Source organism: Sphingobacterium sp. LZ7M1 (assembly GCF_024296865.1).
In the GTDB taxonomy this organism is placed as follows: domain Bacteria; phylum Bacteroidota; class Bacteroidia; order Sphingobacteriales; family Sphingobacteriaceae; genus Sphingobacterium.
In genome coordinates, this window is the sequence record NZ_CP101134.1 from 1,215,102 (window position 1) to 1,233,485 (window position 18,384).

24 protein-coding genes are annotated in these 18,384 nt (G+C 37.6%); 18 read left to right on the forward strand and 6 right to left on the reverse strand.

What is annotated here, in order from left to right; all coding sequences use genetic code 11:
• The first annotated feature begins 197 nt into the window (after positions 1-197).
• Positions 198-473 (forward strand): helix-turn-helix domain-containing protein, encoded by a 276-nt coding sequence (locus NMK93_RS05085; RefSeq protein WP_002993139.1) that lies wholly within the window; start codon positions 198-200, stop codon positions 471-473.
• Between the two features lie 28 nt (positions 474-501).
• Here NMK93_RS05085 and NMK93_RS05090 read toward each other — a convergent pair whose 3' ends face one another.
• Positions 502-654, reverse strand: a complete 153-nt coding sequence (locus tag NMK93_RS05090; protein ID WP_002993140.1) for a hypothetical protein — start codon at positions 652-654, stop codon at positions 502-504.
• A 478-nt stretch (positions 655-1,132) separates the two neighbouring features.
• On the opposite strand from NMK93_RS05090, the gene NMK93_RS05095 reads away from it, so the two are divergent.
• From NMK93_RS05095 to NMK93_RS05165, 15 genes are all read left to right on the forward strand, one after another.
• Entirely contained in the window at positions 1,133-1,525 is a 393-nt protein-coding gene (locus NMK93_RS05095) for a single-stranded DNA-binding protein (protein ID WP_002993142.1), read from the forward strand.
• A gap of 43 nt (positions 1,526-1,568) precedes the next feature.
• Entirely contained in the window at positions 1,569-2,642 is a 1,074-nt protein-coding gene (locus NMK93_RS05100) for a DUF932 domain-containing protein (protein WP_002993143.1), read from the forward strand.
• Positions 2,643-2,694: 52 nt separating this feature from the next.
• The gene (locus tag NMK93_RS05105; protein ID WP_002993144.1) at positions 2,695-2,892 is read left to right on the forward strand and encodes a hypothetical protein; all 198 of its coding nucleotides are present in this window, start codon (positions 2,695-2,697) and stop codon (positions 2,890-2,892) included.
• Between the two features lie 25 nt (positions 2,893-2,917).
• Positions 2,918-3,256 carry a hypothetical protein gene (locus tag NMK93_RS05110; protein WP_002993145.1) on the forward strand — a complete coding sequence of 113 codons (339 nt, stop codon included), beginning with the start codon at positions 2,918-2,920 and terminating at the stop codon, positions 3,254-3,256.
• Positions 3,257-3,274: 18 nt separating this feature from the next.
• Positions 3,275-3,499: a hypothetical protein gene (locus NMK93_RS05115; protein ID WP_254528211.1), complete on the forward strand. Its 225-nt coding sequence runs from the start codon at positions 3,275-3,277 to the stop codon at positions 3,497-3,499.
• Positions 3,499-3,696 (forward strand): hypothetical protein, encoded by a 198-nt coding sequence (locus NMK93_RS05120; protein ID WP_002993148.1) that lies wholly within the window; start codon positions 3,499-3,501, stop codon positions 3,694-3,696. Before NMK93_RS05115 ends, NMK93_RS05120 begins: the two co-directional genes overlap by 1 nt.
• A gap of 11 nt (positions 3,697-3,707) precedes the next feature.
• A complete protein-coding gene (locus NMK93_RS05125) occupies positions 3,708-4,316 on the forward strand; it encodes a PRTRC system protein E (RefSeq protein ID WP_002993149.1) in 609 nt (202 codons plus the stop codon).
• An 18-nt stretch (positions 4,317-4,334) separates the two neighbouring features.
• Positions 4,335-4,553: a PRTRC system protein C gene (locus NMK93_RS05130; RefSeq protein ID WP_002993150.1), complete on the forward strand. Its 219-nt coding sequence runs from the start codon at positions 4,335-4,337 to the stop codon at positions 4,551-4,553.
• 17 nt (positions 4,554-4,570) lie between these two features.
• On the forward strand, positions 4,571-5,725 hold the full coding sequence (locus NMK93_RS05135) for a hypothetical protein (protein WP_099372363.1): 1,155 nt from the start codon (positions 4,571-4,573) through the stop codon (positions 5,723-5,725).
• Between the two features lie 10 nt (positions 5,726-5,735).
• Positions 5,736-6,449 carry a PRTRC system protein B gene (locus NMK93_RS05140; protein ID WP_002993152.1) on the forward strand — a complete coding sequence of 238 codons (714 nt, stop codon included), beginning with the start codon at positions 5,736-5,738 and terminating at the stop codon, positions 6,447-6,449.
• The gene (locus NMK93_RS05145) at positions 6,449-7,255 is read left to right on the forward strand and encodes a PRTRC system ThiF family protein (RefSeq protein WP_094280378.1); all 807 of its coding nucleotides are present in this window, start codon (positions 6,449-6,451) and stop codon (positions 7,253-7,255) included. The genes NMK93_RS05140 and NMK93_RS05145 overlap by 1 nt, the downstream gene beginning before the upstream one ends.
• A 394-nt stretch (positions 7,256-7,649) precedes the next feature.
• Positions 7,650-7,958, forward strand: coding sequence for a helix-turn-helix domain-containing protein (locus NMK93_RS05150; RefSeq protein ID WP_002993154.1), 309 nt, complete (start codon positions 7,650-7,652; stop codon positions 7,956-7,958).
• 23 nt (positions 7,959-7,981) lie between these two features.
• The gene (locus tag NMK93_RS05155; protein ID WP_254528214.1) at positions 7,982-9,484 is read left to right on the forward strand and encodes an SMEK domain-containing protein; all 1,503 of its coding nucleotides are present in this window, start codon (positions 7,982-7,984) and stop codon (positions 9,482-9,484) included.
• Positions 9,481-10,929: a hypothetical protein gene (locus NMK93_RS05160; protein WP_002993156.1), complete on the forward strand. Its 1,449-nt coding sequence runs from the start codon at positions 9,481-9,483 to the stop codon at positions 10,927-10,929. The genes NMK93_RS05155 and NMK93_RS05160 overlap by 4 nt, the downstream gene beginning before the upstream one ends.
• A 5-nt stretch (positions 10,930-10,934) precedes the next feature.
• Positions 10,935-11,786: a hypothetical protein gene (locus tag NMK93_RS05165; protein ID WP_002993157.1), complete on the forward strand. Its 852-nt coding sequence runs from the start codon at positions 10,935-10,937 to the stop codon at positions 11,784-11,786.
• A gap of 2 nt (positions 11,787-11,788) precedes the next feature.
• Here the strand turns inward: NMK93_RS05165 and NMK93_RS05170 are convergent, their stop codons facing one another.
• The 3 genes from NMK93_RS05170 to NMK93_RS05180 all read right to left on the reverse strand — a co-directional run bounded on the left by NMK93_RS05170 (position 11,789) and on the right by NMK93_RS05180 (position 13,037).
• Positions 11,789-12,172, reverse strand: coding sequence for a response regulator transcription factor (locus NMK93_RS05170; protein ID WP_002993158.1), 384 nt, complete (start codon positions 12,170-12,172; stop codon positions 11,789-11,791).
• A 273-nt stretch (positions 12,173-12,445) separates the two neighbouring features.
• A complete protein-coding gene (locus tag NMK93_RS19775; protein WP_306427041.1) occupies positions 12,446-12,793 on the reverse strand; it encodes a helix-turn-helix domain-containing protein in 348 nt (115 codons plus the stop codon).
• Positions 12,726-13,037 carry a helix-turn-helix domain-containing protein gene (locus NMK93_RS05180; protein ID WP_037459849.1) on the reverse strand — a complete coding sequence of 104 codons (312 nt, stop codon included), beginning with the start codon at positions 13,035-13,037 and terminating at the stop codon, positions 12,726-12,728. The genes NMK93_RS19775 and NMK93_RS05180 overlap by 68 nt, the downstream gene beginning before the upstream one ends.
• Before the next feature lie 175 nt (positions 13,038-13,212).
• On the opposite strand from NMK93_RS05180, the gene NMK93_RS05185 reads away from it, so the two are divergent.
• Together NMK93_RS05185 and NMK93_RS05190 are read left to right on the forward strand one after the other, a co-directional pair.
• Complete coding sequence (locus NMK93_RS05185) at positions 13,213-14,814, forward strand: hypothetical protein (protein ID WP_002993163.1); 1,602 nt, start codon at positions 13,213-13,215, stop codon at positions 14,812-14,814.
• Positions 14,814-17,465: a hypothetical protein gene (locus NMK93_RS05190; RefSeq protein WP_002993164.1), complete on the forward strand. Its 2,652-nt coding sequence runs from the start codon at positions 14,814-14,816 to the stop codon at positions 17,463-17,465. Before NMK93_RS05185 ends, NMK93_RS05190 begins: the two co-directional genes overlap by 1 nt.
• Positions 17,466-17,524: 59 nt before the next feature.
• On the opposite strand, the gene NMK93_RS05195 is transcribed toward NMK93_RS05190, so the two are convergent.
• The gene (locus NMK93_RS05195; RefSeq protein WP_099372366.1) at positions 17,525-17,806 is read right to left on the reverse strand and encodes a molybdenum ABC transporter permease; all 282 of its coding nucleotides are present in this window, start codon (positions 17,804-17,806) and stop codon (positions 17,525-17,527) included.
• 121 nt (positions 17,807-17,927) lie between these two features.
• A complete protein-coding gene (locus NMK93_RS05200; protein WP_002993167.1) occupies positions 17,928-18,377 on the reverse strand; it encodes a DUF3872 domain-containing protein in 450 nt (149 codons plus the stop codon).
• Positions 18,378-18,384: the final 7 nt, after the last annotated feature.

The following is an 18,384-nucleotide window of genomic DNA, read 5'->3' on the forward strand; positions in this document are numbered from 1 at the left end:
ATGAAACGAGGTAAGGTTGTAATTTTAATGGATGCAATACTATATGTGTGCCTTTGGACGCCAAATGCAACCACTGACTGCCATGTTGATCAAATTCGTAGATACTTTTGGTTCATTTGTATCCGTAAAGACAGAAAAGACCATAAATCAATTCTGTTCTAGAGGAGAGAATTTAGAAACATTAAAAAGCAGCGCAAATGAAAGTAGAACTTATCACTAAAGAAGACTTAGATAGCTTTAAAAAGGAACTTCTTGAAGAAATCAGGAGAAATAGACCACATCCGAGAAAAGCCGAAAAGGAGCCTCGGGAATGGCTCAAGAGTTACGAGATCCGAGAATTATTGGGGATTTCAGCGGGGACACTCCAAAACCTTCGGCTAAACGGAACGTTACCGTTCACGAAAATCGGTGGATTGATGTATTATCGGTATGAAGATATCCGGAAACTAATGGATGGTGTTGATGGGAGTTAGGGATTAAAATATTAAAAAATAAATGATATCAAGCAGGATTTGACGATCCTGCTTTTTTTTTGCCGGTACTTTTTGCAGCCAAAGCACATTTACCTCCCATAGCAATATCCTCGCAGTAAAAGAGCTTTCCGGCTATTTCTGAAACAGAAATTTTTAAAAAAAACCTCTCCGCTATTCCCATTTTCAGATATTTTTAAAATCCCTGTTCTGTGGTTTTGAGAATCACACCTTAAGAAAACATTTATCAATCCGACGAATTGGAAGTATTATTTCAATTCAAAACAGACCATTTTCTAATGCAATTTTCTCGGCTTCCACATTTCTTTTATTCAAAGAAGCCTGTATGCACTATTGTCCCATTTCAAGAGCAAAGGTATTTCCGTGTTCTTAACACCGCCAAAAGGTCAAGCAAGTTTGAAAAAAAATCTCCACCCGCTGGGTAGTATTTATTTTTCAAAACCTTGTGTCGGCTAAACACGAACCTTTTATGCTCGTGAAACGAAACATAGCATACTCCGGCTCTTTGGACGAATAAAAAAAATGTCAGTTATGAAAATTATAAGCATTAAAAATGGTAATGAAACGAAACAGCACCTCCTCTCATTACCGAATAAATCAGAAAAATTAAATCAAATATCAATCACTAAAAATCAGCGAAAATGAACATCACAGGCAGACTGACAAGAAATGCGGAAGTACGCACATTGTCGAACGAAAAACAGGTGGTAAACTTTTCAGTAGCGGTAAACGACAGCTACCGTAACAAACAGGGCGAACGAGTAGAGCAAACCACCTACTTCGATTGTGCCTACTGGATAACTCCAAACGTGGCAAGGCTACTGACAAAAGGCACTTTGGTAGAACTCACAGGGCGTGTAAGTCCGAGAGCGTGGGTAAACAAAGACGGAGAACCAAGAGCAGGACTTAATTTCCATACCTCACAAATCAAATTGCACGGAGGTAGCAATAGAGCCGAAACCGTACAGGTTACTGCAAAAGCAGAAAACAACAGCATTGCAGGAATATCAACCGAGGACGACCTCCCATTTTAACAACGAATATTCAATCGTTTTTCAACATCAAAATTTTAGCATTATGGCACATAACATCAATTACAACGAGAAAACAGGACGTTATTCATTCTTTAGCGTTCAGCAAAAAGCGTGGCACGGTCTGGGGCAAATCGTAGAGCAGTACCCCACAAGCGAGGAAGCTATCCGACACGCAGGGTTAGATTACGAGGTAGTCAAATCCCCTCTGTTTACCAAAGGTTCGGGCATTACCGAAACCGCAGACGGTATCGAGATAGGCAGTAACGAACTGGAAGTACCTAACTGTTTCGCCAACATACGCACCGATAACAATGCCGTATTGGGCGTAGTGGGTAAAGATTACCACATCGTACAAAACCGTGAAGCGTTCAGTTTCTTTGATGCTATCGTAGGAGGTGGCGAGGGTATTCTGTACGAAACCGCAGGGGCATTGGGCAAAGGCGAACGCATTTTTATCACAGCCAAATTGCCCGACTATATCCGTGTAGGCAATGGCGATGATGTTACGGAAAAATACATCTTCCTTACCACAAGCCACGACGGAAGCGGAAGTATTACCGCAGCGTTTACGCCTATCCGTATCGTTTGCCAAAACACCCTTAACGCTTCATTGCGGAATATGACCAATGTAGTCCGTATCAAGCACACATCGGGAGCAAAACAGCGTATCGAGAATGCACATAGGATAATGGGGTTAGCCAACACATTGAGCGACCAGCTACAGGGTATTTTCAATGACTGGACAACGATAAGGGCAACAGACCAAGAGGTCAGAAAGCTAATCCAATTGGCACTATGCCCGAACAAAGAAACCCTTGAGCTCATCAAAAAAGGTGCTGAAGACGAAATATCAACAATGTTTAAAAATGCCGTGAACGATGCGTTTGCCTATGCAATGACGAGTGATACGCAACAAATGGACACTACAAAAGGCACATTGTTCGGAGCATACAATGCTGTTACAGGCTACTTCCAAAATGTACGCAATTACAGGGATGACGAAGCCAAGTTACAGAGTATTGTATTGGGTGGAACGGCTCAAATGAAAGGACAAAAAGCATTTGACCTATGTACAGCCTTTGCGACAGACGGTGCGGAAATCCTAAACCTCAATTAGATAATCACAGGCTACCGCCACAATCGGTGGTAGCCTGTTAAAAATAAGTTTTATGAAAGCGATAACAATAGAGGAAGCCAAAAATTTGGCGAGAGCCAAGAGCCTTGAAAAGAAGCACAAAGGCGAAAGCGTATTTATCATTTACTGCAATCGTACAGAGCATTTCTATATAGACACGAACGGTTTAGTACGCCTTTGGGAAAAATTACACGGCTACTATGTAAATGGGGTTTATGCCACCGAAGATTAACGCATAACATTCAAAAGCAGTTACAATGGAAACGAACGCCATAGCGATAAAATTTGTCAGCCACGAAGTACCCGAATTGGAAACGCTGAAAACCTCAAAGGTCTATCAGCTAAGGGAAAAACTGAACAAGGGCGAGAAGCTAAGCCGAGCCGAGAAAAATTGGATTGCGGAAGCGGTAAACCGAAACGCCTTTTTTAACGGGGCAGTTCCCCTAATGGGTTATCGGTTTGGGTTTGATGATATTCTAAAAACCTATGTAGTGAAGCAGTACGACAGTTGGCAGGAATACAGCGCACCCGACAAAACGAGCCTACGGAGTATAATCTATGGCAGGATTGACCAAATAGCAGAAATCAGTCATTAACACTTAAAGCAATCAAAGATGGAAACAACAGATAGAATTACCAAAGAAACAGACCTTGAAAAGTTTTGCAGGGAGCGATTTAAGCACTTGACCAATGCACAGCTTGTGGCAAGGATAAACGGTCTTCCCGATTTTGGTTGGGATGATGAGGGCGTGGAACTGCGAAGAAGGCATAGGGTATCAAACGGTGCGTTTGACTATGCCTTTAATCATAACACGATGGTAATCCTAAAAGACGATTAATGATGTACGTAACAGATTTAAACGGTTGCCAAATCGAAGTAACGGATTTAAAGGAAGCCATAAAAATAGCAGGGCGGTACAAAGAATACCGCCACGAGGACGAGCGTTTTTCCGAGTTCGACAAGAGGCAAAAAGCCTATTGGGCGGATATGTACGAGAAACTTACAGCCATCAAAGAACAAGTAACAACACATTAAAACTCACAGCAATGAACACAAATTTTTTCAATCAAGTACAGCAGTTGGATTTTACAGGAATATTGCAACTGAACATTTCTAAGGGGATAGAAAACAAACTAATCGTAACAGTATTGCTCAACAATGAGCAATGCGGAGATAGTGCGAAAAACCTCATTCCCCCATTGATTTTTAACGCCACTTCGCAGGAGTTTGACGAGGGATTTTTTGAGCAGATAAACGCACCAATTAAAGCCATATCGGGTTTAATGGTGGATATGGAAGCCTTTATGAAGCAAATGGAAACCGTCAAACTGCAATCCGAAATGGAGAAGCAGAAAACCGAGAAAGCCAAAAAGGAAAAAGAAACCAAAGACAAGAAGTACAAAGACGGTATGGCAAAGGTGGACGAGTTGGAGAAAGAGGGCAAGTTCCGTGAAGCGTGGATGAAAGTACCCGACATTACGGAGTTTCCCGAAAAAGCGGACGAGATACGCAAACGCAAAACGTCATTGTCCGACAAGTTCGGGACACCGAGCCTTTTTGGTGGAGTAACGGAGGAGCAACCCGAACCGCCAAAAACGGAGGAGGTTGCTACCTATTGCCCAATAAATACAACAAACGAAGAAGTAGAATATTAACAATTAAAAACGAACATTATGTTATTAGCAACAGTATTACCGAGAATTTTCATACTCAAAGATAAAGGACAGGATATTCCATTGACTGACCCCGAACCACGTTGGAGCGTGGAAGCCGTAATGAATTTCTATGCAAATTCTTATCCGATACTGACCACTGCCAAAGTATCTGCCCCTGTTATCCGTGACGATACAATACAGTACCGATTTGAGAGTGTAATGGGAACGAAAGGTTAAATCAAAAATCAAAAAAAATGAATTATGCAACGCAATATCATATCGGGCATCATCAAAACCCTACAGCAACCGAAACAGAAGACTTTGCACAAACAGTTGGGCGAGTTCGCAGATTGGATGCAAAGACCAAAGAACGCAGACGAAATAAGAAAAGACAAAATGAAATCGGTACCGATAACGGTACTACCAATGGTTTTCTAAAATGCTCATTTCTGCCTAAACTGCAAGAAGCACAAACCGTACAGGCTTGTGGAAAATCGGAAAAGACGGAAAGGGATTTTTATCAGTCCCTTTCCAAATTGGCAGGGCATTACGGTATACAACCTATGCAGTCCAGGCAGTACGGCTATCCCTACAATATCGCTTTAGCTTTGGATTCCACAGAGGAACAGTTAAGAAAGAAGTTTCGTGATTGGGAAGAACTCCGTTTGATACAGGATAGTAAGAAAACGTATTTCGTAAGTGAAGAACGGTACAGTACAGGTGCAACCCTGTATTACATTCCCGTAGTGCCATTGTACCGACTATCTAAGCATCCCAATCGCAAGCAAGCCGTACAGCTATTGCAATCCGTGTGTGCGTACCTATACCACATTGCAAATGTTCCTTACTATCGACAGGAAAACAGTTATCTGTATTGGATGTATGAAATGGTAACAGAGTGGATTGTAAGCGATGACGAGAATGAGGACACGACAACGTATTTAAGCGAGATTAGGCAATCAGAACAGATAGGCGAACGTATGGAGCAGAAAATTTACAACAAGCACAATTTGAGCCGATTTGCAGTCCGTTTAAACTCCTTTAAAATCAAAGACAGCTTTGACCAAGATTGCTACAAACTGGCAAGTGAAGCCTTTGCCTTGTATGAACAATACCCGAATGCTACCATAAACCGTAATGCCCTGCCAAGCGGAGAAGCAAGCGAAGAAGATATGGAAAATAGTATAGGTGTGGAAAAGTACGTTTCGTTCTGTGCCGATGCAAAAGGTATTTTGTTTCAAACACTTTTTGAGAGCGTGAACACCGAGTTGCAAGAATACGGACAAATGGAAGAACCCACCATTGTGAAAAGGTTTGATGGTAGTGATATTACTGCAAATACCCTTGAATTTGAAAACCGTGTTTTTGCCTTAATTGAGGAATTGATATACATACTGAATAACTTTTAGATACTCTAAAATGAAAGATATAACACAAAACTTTGGAACGCTTTACCACCCTTTATCGGCTTTGGTTTTTTACCAAACCAAAGGAAGTAATAGAACCACCTATGTAGAGCATTTTGATATGGATAGGAACGGTAATCCAATCAACGCCCATCCTTTGACCGAGAGAGAAGCTAAAGAATTGGCAAAAGCACTCAATACGGAAAAGGAAAAGAGCAAGGCATTTTTAAAATCTAACGGCATTCTGCCTACCAACGTCCTGCACATTAATCCGAGTGAAAACGGTACGGTACTTTGGTACACCAAAGCACGAAAAGTCAAAATGTTCTTTACTGAAAGTCTTGAAATACCAAACGGTACGGCGAAAGTACCTGCAATGCTTTGGTATGCAAGCAAACAGAGCCTTATTGTTTTCGCCCTAGAAAAAGACCGAAGACCTACCGAGAATACCGTATTATTTCACGCACCATTTTTCAATATTTACGAGGACGGACACGTATGTATGGGAACTGTAGATATCAATATCAAAAATTCTGCTTCGGTTGAAGAATTTATGCAAGCGTGGGAAAGCTACTTTTTTAACAGCTATTTCAGTCACTTGGTAAACGAACACAACCCCATAAAAGGAAATTGTGTAAGCCTTTGGAAAGACCTCATCGGCACAGACAAAGCCTTTCCTAAAGATATATTGAAAAAGACAAACAAGACCATAAAAACGATATTGTAATGAGCAAAGAAATTTTAAAAGTCCATTTTACGGACAGCGATTTGATAAATCCTACCAATCCCATAACGGTAAACGTAATCGGTGCAGGTGGTACAGGCTCAAAAGTAATGACTGCCTTGCTTGAGATGAACCACAGCCTAAACGAGTTAGGACACGCAGGGTTGTTTATTCGTCTTTGGGATGATGATGTAATTACCCAAGCCAATTTAGGAAGACAGCGTTTTGCAGAAAGTGAGGTCGGTTTGTACAAATCTGTTGCTATCATTAACCGTATAAATCGCTTCTCAGGTACGAACTGGAAAGCGGAAGCAAGGAAATTTGAAAAAGACAATAGCGACAGTTTCCCCGAAAATGCAGGAGGAAGTATTTATATTTCCTGTGTGGATAGCGTAAAAGCAAGATTTGAAATTGCGGAAATATTAAGTGAATTGAGCAATGGAAGACCCTATTCCAACCGCCCACGTTATTGGTTGGACTTCGGCAACAGTCAACATACAGGACAAGTTTTACTATCTACCATAGGAAAAATTCGCCAACCCAATTCAGAGAAATATGAAACGGTGGCAAGCCTGCCAATGGTTACGGATGAATTTGGCGAACTGCTTAAACAATCCGAACTGGAAGACGATACACCGAGCTGTTCCCTTGCCGAAGCGTTGGAAAAGCAGGACTTGTATATCAATTCCTCATTGGTTCAGATGGGTTGTTCACTGTTATGGGGTATGTTTAAAAATGGTTTGACACCATACAGGGGATTTTTTCACAACCTGAAAGATTTCCGAACCCATCCTATAAAAGTCGCCTGATTGGAAAATCGGGCGGCAAAAAGACACTCCCTCCCGATGGTCGGGACAGTCTTTTTGCATAAATCGGAGCAACCTCTTTGGCAAAATGGGATGCCTACCCACCATTCATTCCGGCACATTTTACCAAACAGGTTGCGACATTATTTGAGGGATGTTCATTATCCCTTTTGTTGTTTTAGGGAACTTCTTTTCTTGCCACATTGGCGACCAAAGAAAAGAAGCAAAAGAACGCCGCATTATTTACCGCCACACAGTTATTAATTTTATCAGATAATTACCTTGAAGAGCCACAATAACTGGTTAATAATATATTGCCTGCTCAATGCGATTAATAGTTAAAGGAATAACGTATATTTGACATTATTTGTCAAGTAGAATATTTCAAATACACAAAATGGATTATAAAAAAACAGTTGGAGAAATATTACGTGCTAAACGAGAGGAGAAAGGGCTTCTCTTAAGGCAAGTTGCTGCTTTGCTCGAAATGGATACAGCAATTCTGAGTAAAATTGAAAGAGGGCAAAGAAATATCAATAAGGAACAGGTTTTTAAACTCGCAGATATTTTGGGCATAGAACGAGAAGAATTACTTATTCAATACCTCAGTGAGAAAATTGCAATTGAGCTAAAAGACGAATCGTTGGCGGATAAAACTCTTAGAGTTGCCGAAAAGAAGATAAAGTATATGTCACAAACTAAATAATAAACCTCGAAATATTTCAAAAATTGAACAGGATTGAATACATCAACAAGATCACTACTTGTGCAGCGAGATTTGTCCACGAAGTGGAAGGGTTTAATGCAATAGGAAATTATCATATTAATATCCATGCAGAGAATTTTTTGGTACCGTTATTAAATGAGGTTTTCGGGTTGGAACTTGAAAATCTTAATTCTACAAAAAAGAAAAATTTTCCAGCAATTGATCTGGCCGACTTTAAGAATAGGGTGGCTTTTCAAATTACGTCAACATCTTCTCTTGATAAAATTAGGACTACGCTCGAAACATTCTCAAAGTATGACCTACAAAATGAGTTTGATGTACTCTACTTATATATTCTCACAGAAAAGAAGCCGCAATACAATGATGCAAAACTGAAAGATGTAATACCCGATAGTTTTGGGTTTGAGTCAAGTGACCATATTATAGACAAGGACGTTATTCTTCAGAAAATAAATGCTATAAGCTCAACGCCCAAAATTCAAGCGATTTCTAAATTATACGAGCATGAGTTTTCGGATATACAGATTGAACAGCGCCAGCTTAAGTTCGAAAATGGATACTTGAATAACGAGCCAGAAGATATTTCGCCTAACATGGTTAAAATATCATTTCCGAAGGTTTTGTATAAGGCAGAATTGTTTATTAATGAAGAAGCTATCCTCGAAAATCTAAACGATTATTTGGAGAGTATTGGAAAAAGGAAAGTGAAAAAGTTGAAGCCAAACACACTGGTCAAAAAGGCTTTAAAACAAAATAAAGTATATTTTGAAGACTGGATTTTACATGAAAAGTTTATTTATACTTTTCGGGATTTATCTAAAAACAACGAACCATTGAGAAAAATTATAGATGCTGGCACAATAACTACTTTGGATTGTAAAGACTTCTACGAACAAGATGAAGCGAGTAACAAAGTATTCAAAAACCTTTTAAGAAAATCTCTGATCCAACTTTGCTATTATAAAGGAATAGAATTCTTCCCGCCAAGAGGAATTTTCAGATTTGCCAATTCAAGACCTCCTAAAGCAAAGCAAATTAGATGGAAGGGTAAAAAAGAGTCTACCAAGACAGTAATATTCGAAATGACAAATAAGAAGGAGGGGCACATAATCTGTTATAGACACTTAGCATTCAAAGCATCTTTTTTAAATTTTGAAATAGATTGGTATTTGGTCATAAATCCAACATGGAGCTTTACAAATCCGGGTGGATATAGGGAAAGTCGATTTGAATCAGCATATATGGCAGGAATAAAACGACTTGAGAATAACAATTCTGTTTACAATTACTTTAGATTCTTTGCGTACTACTTATCTTATACGGACCTGTTTGTTACTGAATATCCATACCTGCAGACCTCGAAAAATGAGCCATTAAGTTTATCTCCCAGCCTAGATGAACAAAAATGGATACCCGTTAAAATCGTTGAAGAAACATCTGAGTTTACTCCAACGGAAATAAGCCTTGATAACGAATTAACCAACTCAATTTTTTCTGATCAATGAAATTAAGATATATAGAAGAACCATCATTACAATTTGGCTTAGGACATCAGATTTGTCCTAAAAGTGGCATTTACAATTTTAATCCATTTGATATTGATCAAGTTAGACCTGAAAAAATCACCATTGGAGTAGTTGGAAAATCTGACAGTGTTGATGCAGTTTTAGAATGGATAGAATCATGCAAAACCCATATTGATGGAAAACAAAGTAAAACCCCACATCCCAACCTTTTTCTAAATTTTTGCGGTTTCAATAAAAGTATAGGCTTTAAGTGCGAGATCAATTATGATGATACATACCTAAGAAAGTTAAATAACTCTGATTTAGAGAAAATCGTCAAGAAAAGCAACTCCCTGGAAACGATAATTGCAGAAATTACAGAACTCTATTTAGCTGAAATCAAATTCTTATCTAAAAACAAAAAACCAGATGTAATTCTTTGCGCTTTGCCTGAAAATTTAATGAAACATATTACCGAAGCTAAGGCAAAAGCTTCTGGTGAAGATGAAGAAGAAACTGAAGTTCATGAACGTGATTTTGATGAAGATGAGGTTTCTTCAAAAGAACAGAATTTCAGGAGAAATCTTAAAGCAAAGGCAATGCAATATAATGTGCCTATCCAAATCATTAGGGATAGAGTTGCAAAACCAACCAAAGAGATGCAAGATCCTGCAACGGTTGCTTGGAATTTTTTTACAGCATTATACTATAAAGCTTCAGGAACGCCTTGGGCATTGATCAGAAAAGACACTGCTGAAACTACTTGTTATGCCGGTATAAGCTTCTTTAAAAGTAGAGATAGAAGCTCAACACAAACAAGTATTGCCCAAATATTTAATGAGTTAGGGAAAGGTGTCATTTTAAGAGGTGAGGAAATTACTTTGAAAAAAAACGATAGAACACCACATCTAAGTGAAGAACAAGCATTCAATCTTCTAAAGCAGTCCCTAACTGAATATTATGAAGCCGTAAAAATTTTTCCGAAAAGACTAGTAATCCATAAGACCTCTAACTTCAGTGAAGATGAAGTTTACGGGTTTACCCAAGCAGCTCGTGATTTGCATATAAATCAAGTTGACTTAGTTTCTATACAAACATCTGATTTAAGATTATACAGGAATGGCAATTATCCGCCGATGAGGGGAACACATTTCGCTATGAGTTATAAACACCACTTGCTATATACAAGAGGATCTGTGCCGTACTACGAAACGTATCCAGGTAGATATATCCCTCGAGCCATTGAAATAAAATTAGCACAACATGATGAATCTCCAAACATCATTTGCGATGAAATCCTTGCATTAACCAAAATGAATTGGAATAATACACAATTTGATAGGCAGATGCCTATTACAATTGAATGTGCGAGAAATGTTGGAGAAATATTAAAATATTTGAACCAAGAAGATAGTATGCAGCTTAAATACAGCTTTTATATGTAGAGACTATGGAGAAAGCCGAAAAAATAAAACAATTACTATCCAACCAATTTGAGTTGGATTTATTTGAAGCTTCAATTGCTAGCTTAAATGATCGAACAAACAAACTTCGCTTTAATAATTTTGCATGCTCTATAAGGGAGTTGTCACGACATTTTTTATATAACCTTGCTCCGGAAGAACGTGTGAAAAATTGTGTTTGGTTTAGCCCCGAAACTGCAGACGGAAAACCTACAAGAAACCAAAGAATTAAATACGCAGTCCAAGGTGGAATAGACGACACTTTTTTAGATCGTTGGGGATTTGAGGTTGACGAACTCAAAGACATGATAAAGGATGTAAAAGAAACAATCAATACTTTAAGCAAGTATACCCATATTAATCCTGAGGTGTTTAATATTAGCGATTCTGAAATTGAGCGTATGAGCCAAGATGTACTTAACTCTTTTATTAGTTTGGTAGAAACAATTGAGAACTATCGTGAAGATCTTAAACAATTCCTTGATGGACATATCGAAGAGCATATGGTATCATCCGTTGTAACTAATTTTTTTGAGAATGTTGATCGACTTGCACCTCACCATTCACTGGAATATAGTGAAGTGTCAGAATATCATATTTCAGAAATTAATGAATATGAAATTGTAGTGGACGTCTTTGGAGATTTACATGTGATTCTTGAATATGGGTCTAATAAAGAAAGACGTGAAGGTGATGGATTAGACTTGCCAGAAACATTCCCTTTTGAAACGAAGATACGCTATCAAATTGAAGAGGATTTTCCGTCCTCTAAGTTTGAGGTCGATGACTACGATGTGGATACTTCAAGTTGGTATGGAGACGATGATGATGAAATATAGTCTTAAGCACTGAAGATAGCTTTCTTAAAATCATCAACATCGCTTCCAAGTAGTAGATAACTTGAAAACCCAATCTCTAAAAGAGATTTCCCAACTTTCTCATCATCAATATCGCTATGGGCAACCAGTTTGATTGCAGGGTACTCTTTCCTTAATTCTTGAAGCTGTTTAAGCACATTTTGGTCGTAAAAATCCAAGTCAATAATACAGACTTTGGGGAGTTCATTCAATGAAGACAACTGTGTTAGCCCATTTTCAATGCTTTCTGACCGAGATAGTATTTCCATTCCAGATGCAGCGAGATCTTTGCAGATGTTATCGGTTACAGGGCTTTTGTCATTGATAAAAGACAGGGAGATTGTTTCTTGTACAGTACCAGTTTTCATACGTTACCTTTTTTTGAGTTAGATGAAGTTCCTGCACAAAAAGAAAGCGCAGGCAACTACACTTACCGCACATTGAGGTACTGGTATACCCGACAACGAATAAGCGAGCGCCCACGCCTATGGCATGAGCGTTCTTCCTTATCGTCCCGTTGTCTAAAAATTACCAGTTTTCAATGTGGGACTTAAAGCAAAAACACTTTAAGTATTTCTATATTTTACATAGCAAAGATACTAAACTCGTTTCGATATAGAAATATGATTGCTTGAAATCCGTTACTTGTTCTTTTGTCCATTGCAGACATAGTTTTGTTCAAGTATCCGTAAAAGGTCGGTTTGCTTAAAAATGATTTTGCCGCCTATCTGGATGTATGGGAGTATTTGGTCATCACGATATTGCTGTAAAGTCCGTCTGCTGATATGTAACAGCTTGCACACATCTTCGCCCGAAAGATATATTTCACCGTTCATTACAGGACGGTAGTTTTTTAATATCTGTTCAATACGATTTCGTAGCTGTGTAATCATTTCCCTGTGGGCGATGATATCGTCACTATCATTCGTGAATAAATCCATTTTCAGTAGTATTGTCCAGCTGTCCGGCTTCGAGCAAAGCCTGTACATCTGAGCGTTTATAATAATTTTTACGGTTCAGTTTTGAATACGGTAATAGTCCTTTGCTTTTGTGGGTCTGTAAAGTCCGCTTGGTAATGTTCATCATCAGACATACTTCCTGGTTATCGAGCCATTGTTCCGCTTTAAAAATGGGCGTATATTTCTGTGTGGCATTTTCGGTCAATTCCAAAAGTGCTTTTAGCTCATTTTTCATTCCGTCTAGTGCCGACTTTTGTATTGCAATTACTTCCATTGTTTGCTCAATTTTACTATGGAAGTCGAATTTATAAATGCTTATGATAGCGTTAGAAAATGTTGCAGGCTTTGGCTCTGAAAGGTAGTGTTTGGCTCCGCGATAAATTTCAGCATAGTTTATTTTGTAAATTTGAAAATTATAGGTTAATAACAAATTCAATAAGAATTTTTAAATGGCATTATTACAAAAAGGCAAATCAAACTATCCGTTTTGGGGAGCATCAATAAATTTAATTACAGGACTTGACCCATTAGGGCTTCAGACAACTTCAGAGGCAACTTATGCAACGATGTTGCCCGGAATTTCTAACTTGACTAATCGACTGCGGTACTATGGCTTTTATTGCTGGTTATTAGATTTTTACTTTAAAACAGAGAAAAAGGGAAATTCAAAAGAGCAATACCGCTTTATTCGCAGGGCTGAGTTAATGATTGCTATCATAATGCAAAGTCAGCGGAAAGCAGTTCAGCAAATTACAGGAAGTAATTTCGCATCAAACCTACTCAACACGATTGAAAATGATTATTTTGATTTAGCTGAGGGGGCTGATAAAGACGGTACAGACAAAAATGTGTATTGGAAATATCCGTCCGGTGCTTTTGGGCAATATTATTATGGGGCGATGCAAGCTCTTTCATTAATTATTACTGCGGTAAATGATTTTGGAGACGTTGTTTACAATATAAGCCAACCACATCCCAGACAAAAAGTTTCAGGAAAACAATTAGCTAATGCTTTTGAGATATCATTATCCCCCCAAATAAAAGAGTTATTTTACAGCAACATAAAAAAAGGAAAGCTTTACCAATCGGATATACCAGAACTAATCAAATATTTTGCGATTGAGACTATAGAAACTGAAAGCAGTGAATGGCAATTGTATATGGAAATGCTCCTTGACAAAGATGAGCCAAGCCAAGAAGTTGAAGAATTGGTGACTTTTCATAGAAGAGAAACCATTTTATCGCTAATAAAAACAGCGGTTCAAAACGATAATGACTATAATTGGTATAAATTTTTGCTCGAAAGCTATCATAAAAAATTAGGTTCAAGCACTCAACCCGAAACAGAAACAAACATCGGTTGGTATTGCTATCAACTAAATGAATATTGGCAATACAGTTGCGGAACAATATTTTGGGCATTGCTGCAACATCTTTACGATTTTCAACAAGACCAATATTTGCCGTCTTTTGTTGAGAAGTTTTCGGATAGCATCTCAAAAGAAATTTGCAAAGATTTTAACCAATCAATACAGCCCACATCTTTAGTTTCAGAAATTTTATCACTCATTCCAGATACGAACGACGAAGAGGAAACGAAAAGAGCAATCAACCAAACCAACGACCCAATTCTTGCTGGTAAATACGGTTTCATGCTTTTACTTCAGCTGTTCAAAAATAATAGAGAACAATTGCATCCTTTGAAAGAATTTATGAGTAGAAAGAGAACAGAAAGAGATGGAAATATGGTTGATGGCATCCTTACAGTTCATAAAGCAGAGAAAGAAATTCTTAAAGATTTTGTTGAACAATTTATTTTACGCAAAATAATTTACAGACACACAATGGTTGCCCTTAGAAAAATGGGTAATGGCTCACAATCCACGCATAAATTTTTTATAGAAGAACAATACATCCGTTTCATCGACATATTTCCACCAAGAAATACATCGCCGAGAATGAATGCTTTGCAAAACATAATGTTTGATTTGCAGGTAATCGACGAGGAAAAGGTTTTGTCTCCGCTTCACACAAAACTTTTGGTTGACTAATGGCATTAGAAAGAGAAAACATTTTGACTTTAATTGGAAGCAGAAGATACCATTCTTGTATTCTTACCACTTTCAGCTTTGACTTTTACTTTTTTGAAATGAAAGCAATGAAATGGTTGCGTTCGTGTGGTGTGAGAAACATTAATGTTTTTATTGACGGCTACTATTATTCAGAGTTGATGCGACAAGCCACTGGCGAAGAAATGCAACTTACTGCCGGTTATTCACTTTATCCTGTTTTTCAAAATTCAGTATTTCATCCAAAAATCTGGATGCTATTTGGCGATAAGGAGGGTTTATTAATTGTTGGTTCAGGAAATCTTACCAATTCGGGAAATGGAAACAACGATGAAATTTGGGGAGCATATCATTTTGATATTCGTTCGACCGAGAACGCCCCAATATTTTCATCTGCTTGGAATTATTTATCGATGCTTTCATCAACAGTTAAAGGTCAGATGAATGAAAAGACCACAAGGTGGATAATTGAACATTCAAAATGGCTTAATGAATTACCAGCAGTAAAACCGTTTGAATTTTTAAATACTTCACAAAAAGAGAAAGTTGCTTTTTTATTCAATTCCGAAACCTCTTCGATTTGGAATGAGCTATTAAAACATATTAGCAACGAAAAAATTGTTGAAATTACTACCATTTCTCCATTTTATGATAGCAAAGGAAAGGTACTGCAAGAGCTTAAAAATCTTTTCCCAAAAGCAGATATTAATGTGGTTTTAGAAGAAAGTGGTTTTATTCCATCGGCAATGGATTTAAGTAAAACATTTTCATTTTACGACTGGTGCAATGCTGGTATCAGTAGAGTTCAATATTCGAAATCTGATAATTCAAACTCTAAACTTCACGGAAAGATTATCCATATTAAAACAAAAGATGGTAAAGAATTTTGCCTTTTCGGAAGTGCCAATATAACACCGGAGGGCTTGGCATTAGCAGGAAAAAATGCAAATGCAGAAGTTTCACTTCTTATACGATCTGAAAAAGGTGGCTTGCTTAATAAATTAGGCATAAAATTGAAAGTTGGCAACAAAAAACAACTTTCAGATTTTACTTCTACAGCTCATAAATCCATTTATGAAACGATAATCAAGAATAATAAATTTCAGGTTCAACTTCTTAGCGCAGAATTGATTTATGATGAGCTTACAATTCACTTAAATGGCAATTTCTCAGAACCGTTTAAATTTATGCTTTTTGATAAAGAGAACCGATATTTTCATTCCCAAACATTCTCGAAGTTTGAGCAAGAACTAAAAGTAAAACTCAATGCAGAATTAGGTAGTTTTCAGTACGTTCAATTGGCTAATATGGAGGATGAATTTGTATCAAACAAACTTTTGGTGTCTGATTATTTTCATCTTGCCAAAACCCATCCAAATCCTAAAACTGAAGACATAGAAAGGATTTACAGCGAAATCCAAAATGGAGAACTAAGCAAAGTTCTCGACTTGTTGCATTATGCGATAATTGATGAAACGGAAAACGAAGAAAGTGCAAGTATTCTGAATAGCCGTAAAACTACAGATGCAAAAAGAGACGGAAACAACGAGCCCGAAAAGCTGTATGACCTTTCTTCTTACAAACCAATTGAGCATTCTGCGTATGAGAAAAGTCTTTTGCTTTCTTCTCTTTCGCTTCGGGTTTTAGATGTTTTAAAATTCATTCACTCAAAATCTCTGTCCATAAACAGACAGATTGATATTAGCATTGATGAACAGGAAGAAAATTTAGGTAACATTGATGGCAATGAGAAAAACGAAGTAAAAATAGTTCGTAATCTTTCTTTTGCGTTGCTAAAGTCTGAAAAAAGAAAATTGACAAGCTATTTTGATAATCTGTATTATAATCAGCAAGAACTTCTTTATGGTAACAATAGACCCCAAAACTATAAACCCACATTAACAGACTTAACCAAATATTTGATAACGCTTGAGCTGATACTTGAATATGGAGGCAAAACAGAAAAATACGACGAGCAAGAAAAGCAACATTTCTTTAGCTATCTTCCGTTTAGCAACAATTATGACAACAATAATGTGAAAGGTTGTTGTTTAAACTTAATAGGCGACTTTTTAATGTTAGCAAGAACAGGCTTTAAAGAATACGAATTTGATTATACAAAAAAGAAAGTTGAGGAATTAAAAGCCGATGCACTTGTAAACACGATTGTTTGCCTGATAAACAATTATTGGAAAGATGGCGAGATGCATTACTTTTTTTCAATGCTTCTAAACACGCTTCATTATTTAGGGTGGAAAAATATTGATGATTTTGAAAATAATTTTGATGATTTGCAAATTAAAATCAATCTTAGAATTTCTGACCTAAAACAGCGAACCAAAGGACTTGAACAGAATCTGATGGTGTTTTATTACAAAGTTTGTCCAGCATTTAAAAAAGTTATGAAGCAACTTGCAGAAAAAAACTTCGATACACTGGCAGTTCAAGGTCAAATTATTTACAAATCTCCGTGGGGTTACAGCTATGTTCAATCAGTAAATAAAATAAATGACTTTACGCTAGTTAGACCAGGCTTTATGTGGGATGATGTTAAAGAAGATTATATAAAACATAGCCCAGATGAAATATATTTGCCGTTAAGGCTCTCTTCTTTTATTTGTACGGATTTGTAGTCATAAAAAATCGGATAACCTTTTGGGCTATCCGATTTGCTTTTAAAATTCTGTAATAATTATCTGCGTTGGGCAGGTTGTTCGGTTGTTACGTCAGGCTGCTGTTTTTCCTTTTTTTCAAGGGAATAAACCCATAACGACAACAGCCCAAATATAATCAACGCATAAGCTATCCATTTGCCAACCTTTTCAATCAATTTAATGAAAATCGAACTTTCATAAGATGAGAACCCCTCAGTTCCCATAGAGCTGCGCCTGTAAAACTTTCTACGGTTAATCCAGTAACGAAGTACCAAGCCTGCAACCAAAAATATGATACCTATAACGAGTGATGCAACCATAGTTTATTTCCACTATTTGAATTTACAAAAAAATATTTGTTTAGCCCCTGAACGATGCGTATTCAATACAAAAACGGCTTACCAATCCAATAAGCCGTTTTTTATGAATTGACATGCTGTATTAATCACTACTGTTAAACTGAAAAGTTATCTGCTTTTCGTTCCCGAAGTTATCCGAAATCCAAACCTCAAAGGATTGAGATACTGCAGATGCCGAAGTATAGTACAAACGGAACTGCTCGGTTGGTAACTCATACAGATCATTAGGTAGGTACGGCGGCTCATCGTAATACCTAAGTGTGCCCTTTCCGTCAAACTGGAAGTAGCGAAGGAAATATTGCGTGCTGCTATAATTTCCAGTTCGCTGTATTGTAATGCGGATCTCTACCGTCTGGCCGTTGGCAACATATTTAGGCACTGGCATCACTTTGACCTCAAAAGGAAAGTCCTTTTGTATTTCGAGTTCATCATCTTTGCTACAAGATACCAACGTAACCGAAGCTGTGAGGATTGCCAGGAATACATATATCGGCAGTAATCCTATTCTGAAATTATTGAATATTGCTATCATTGTTTTC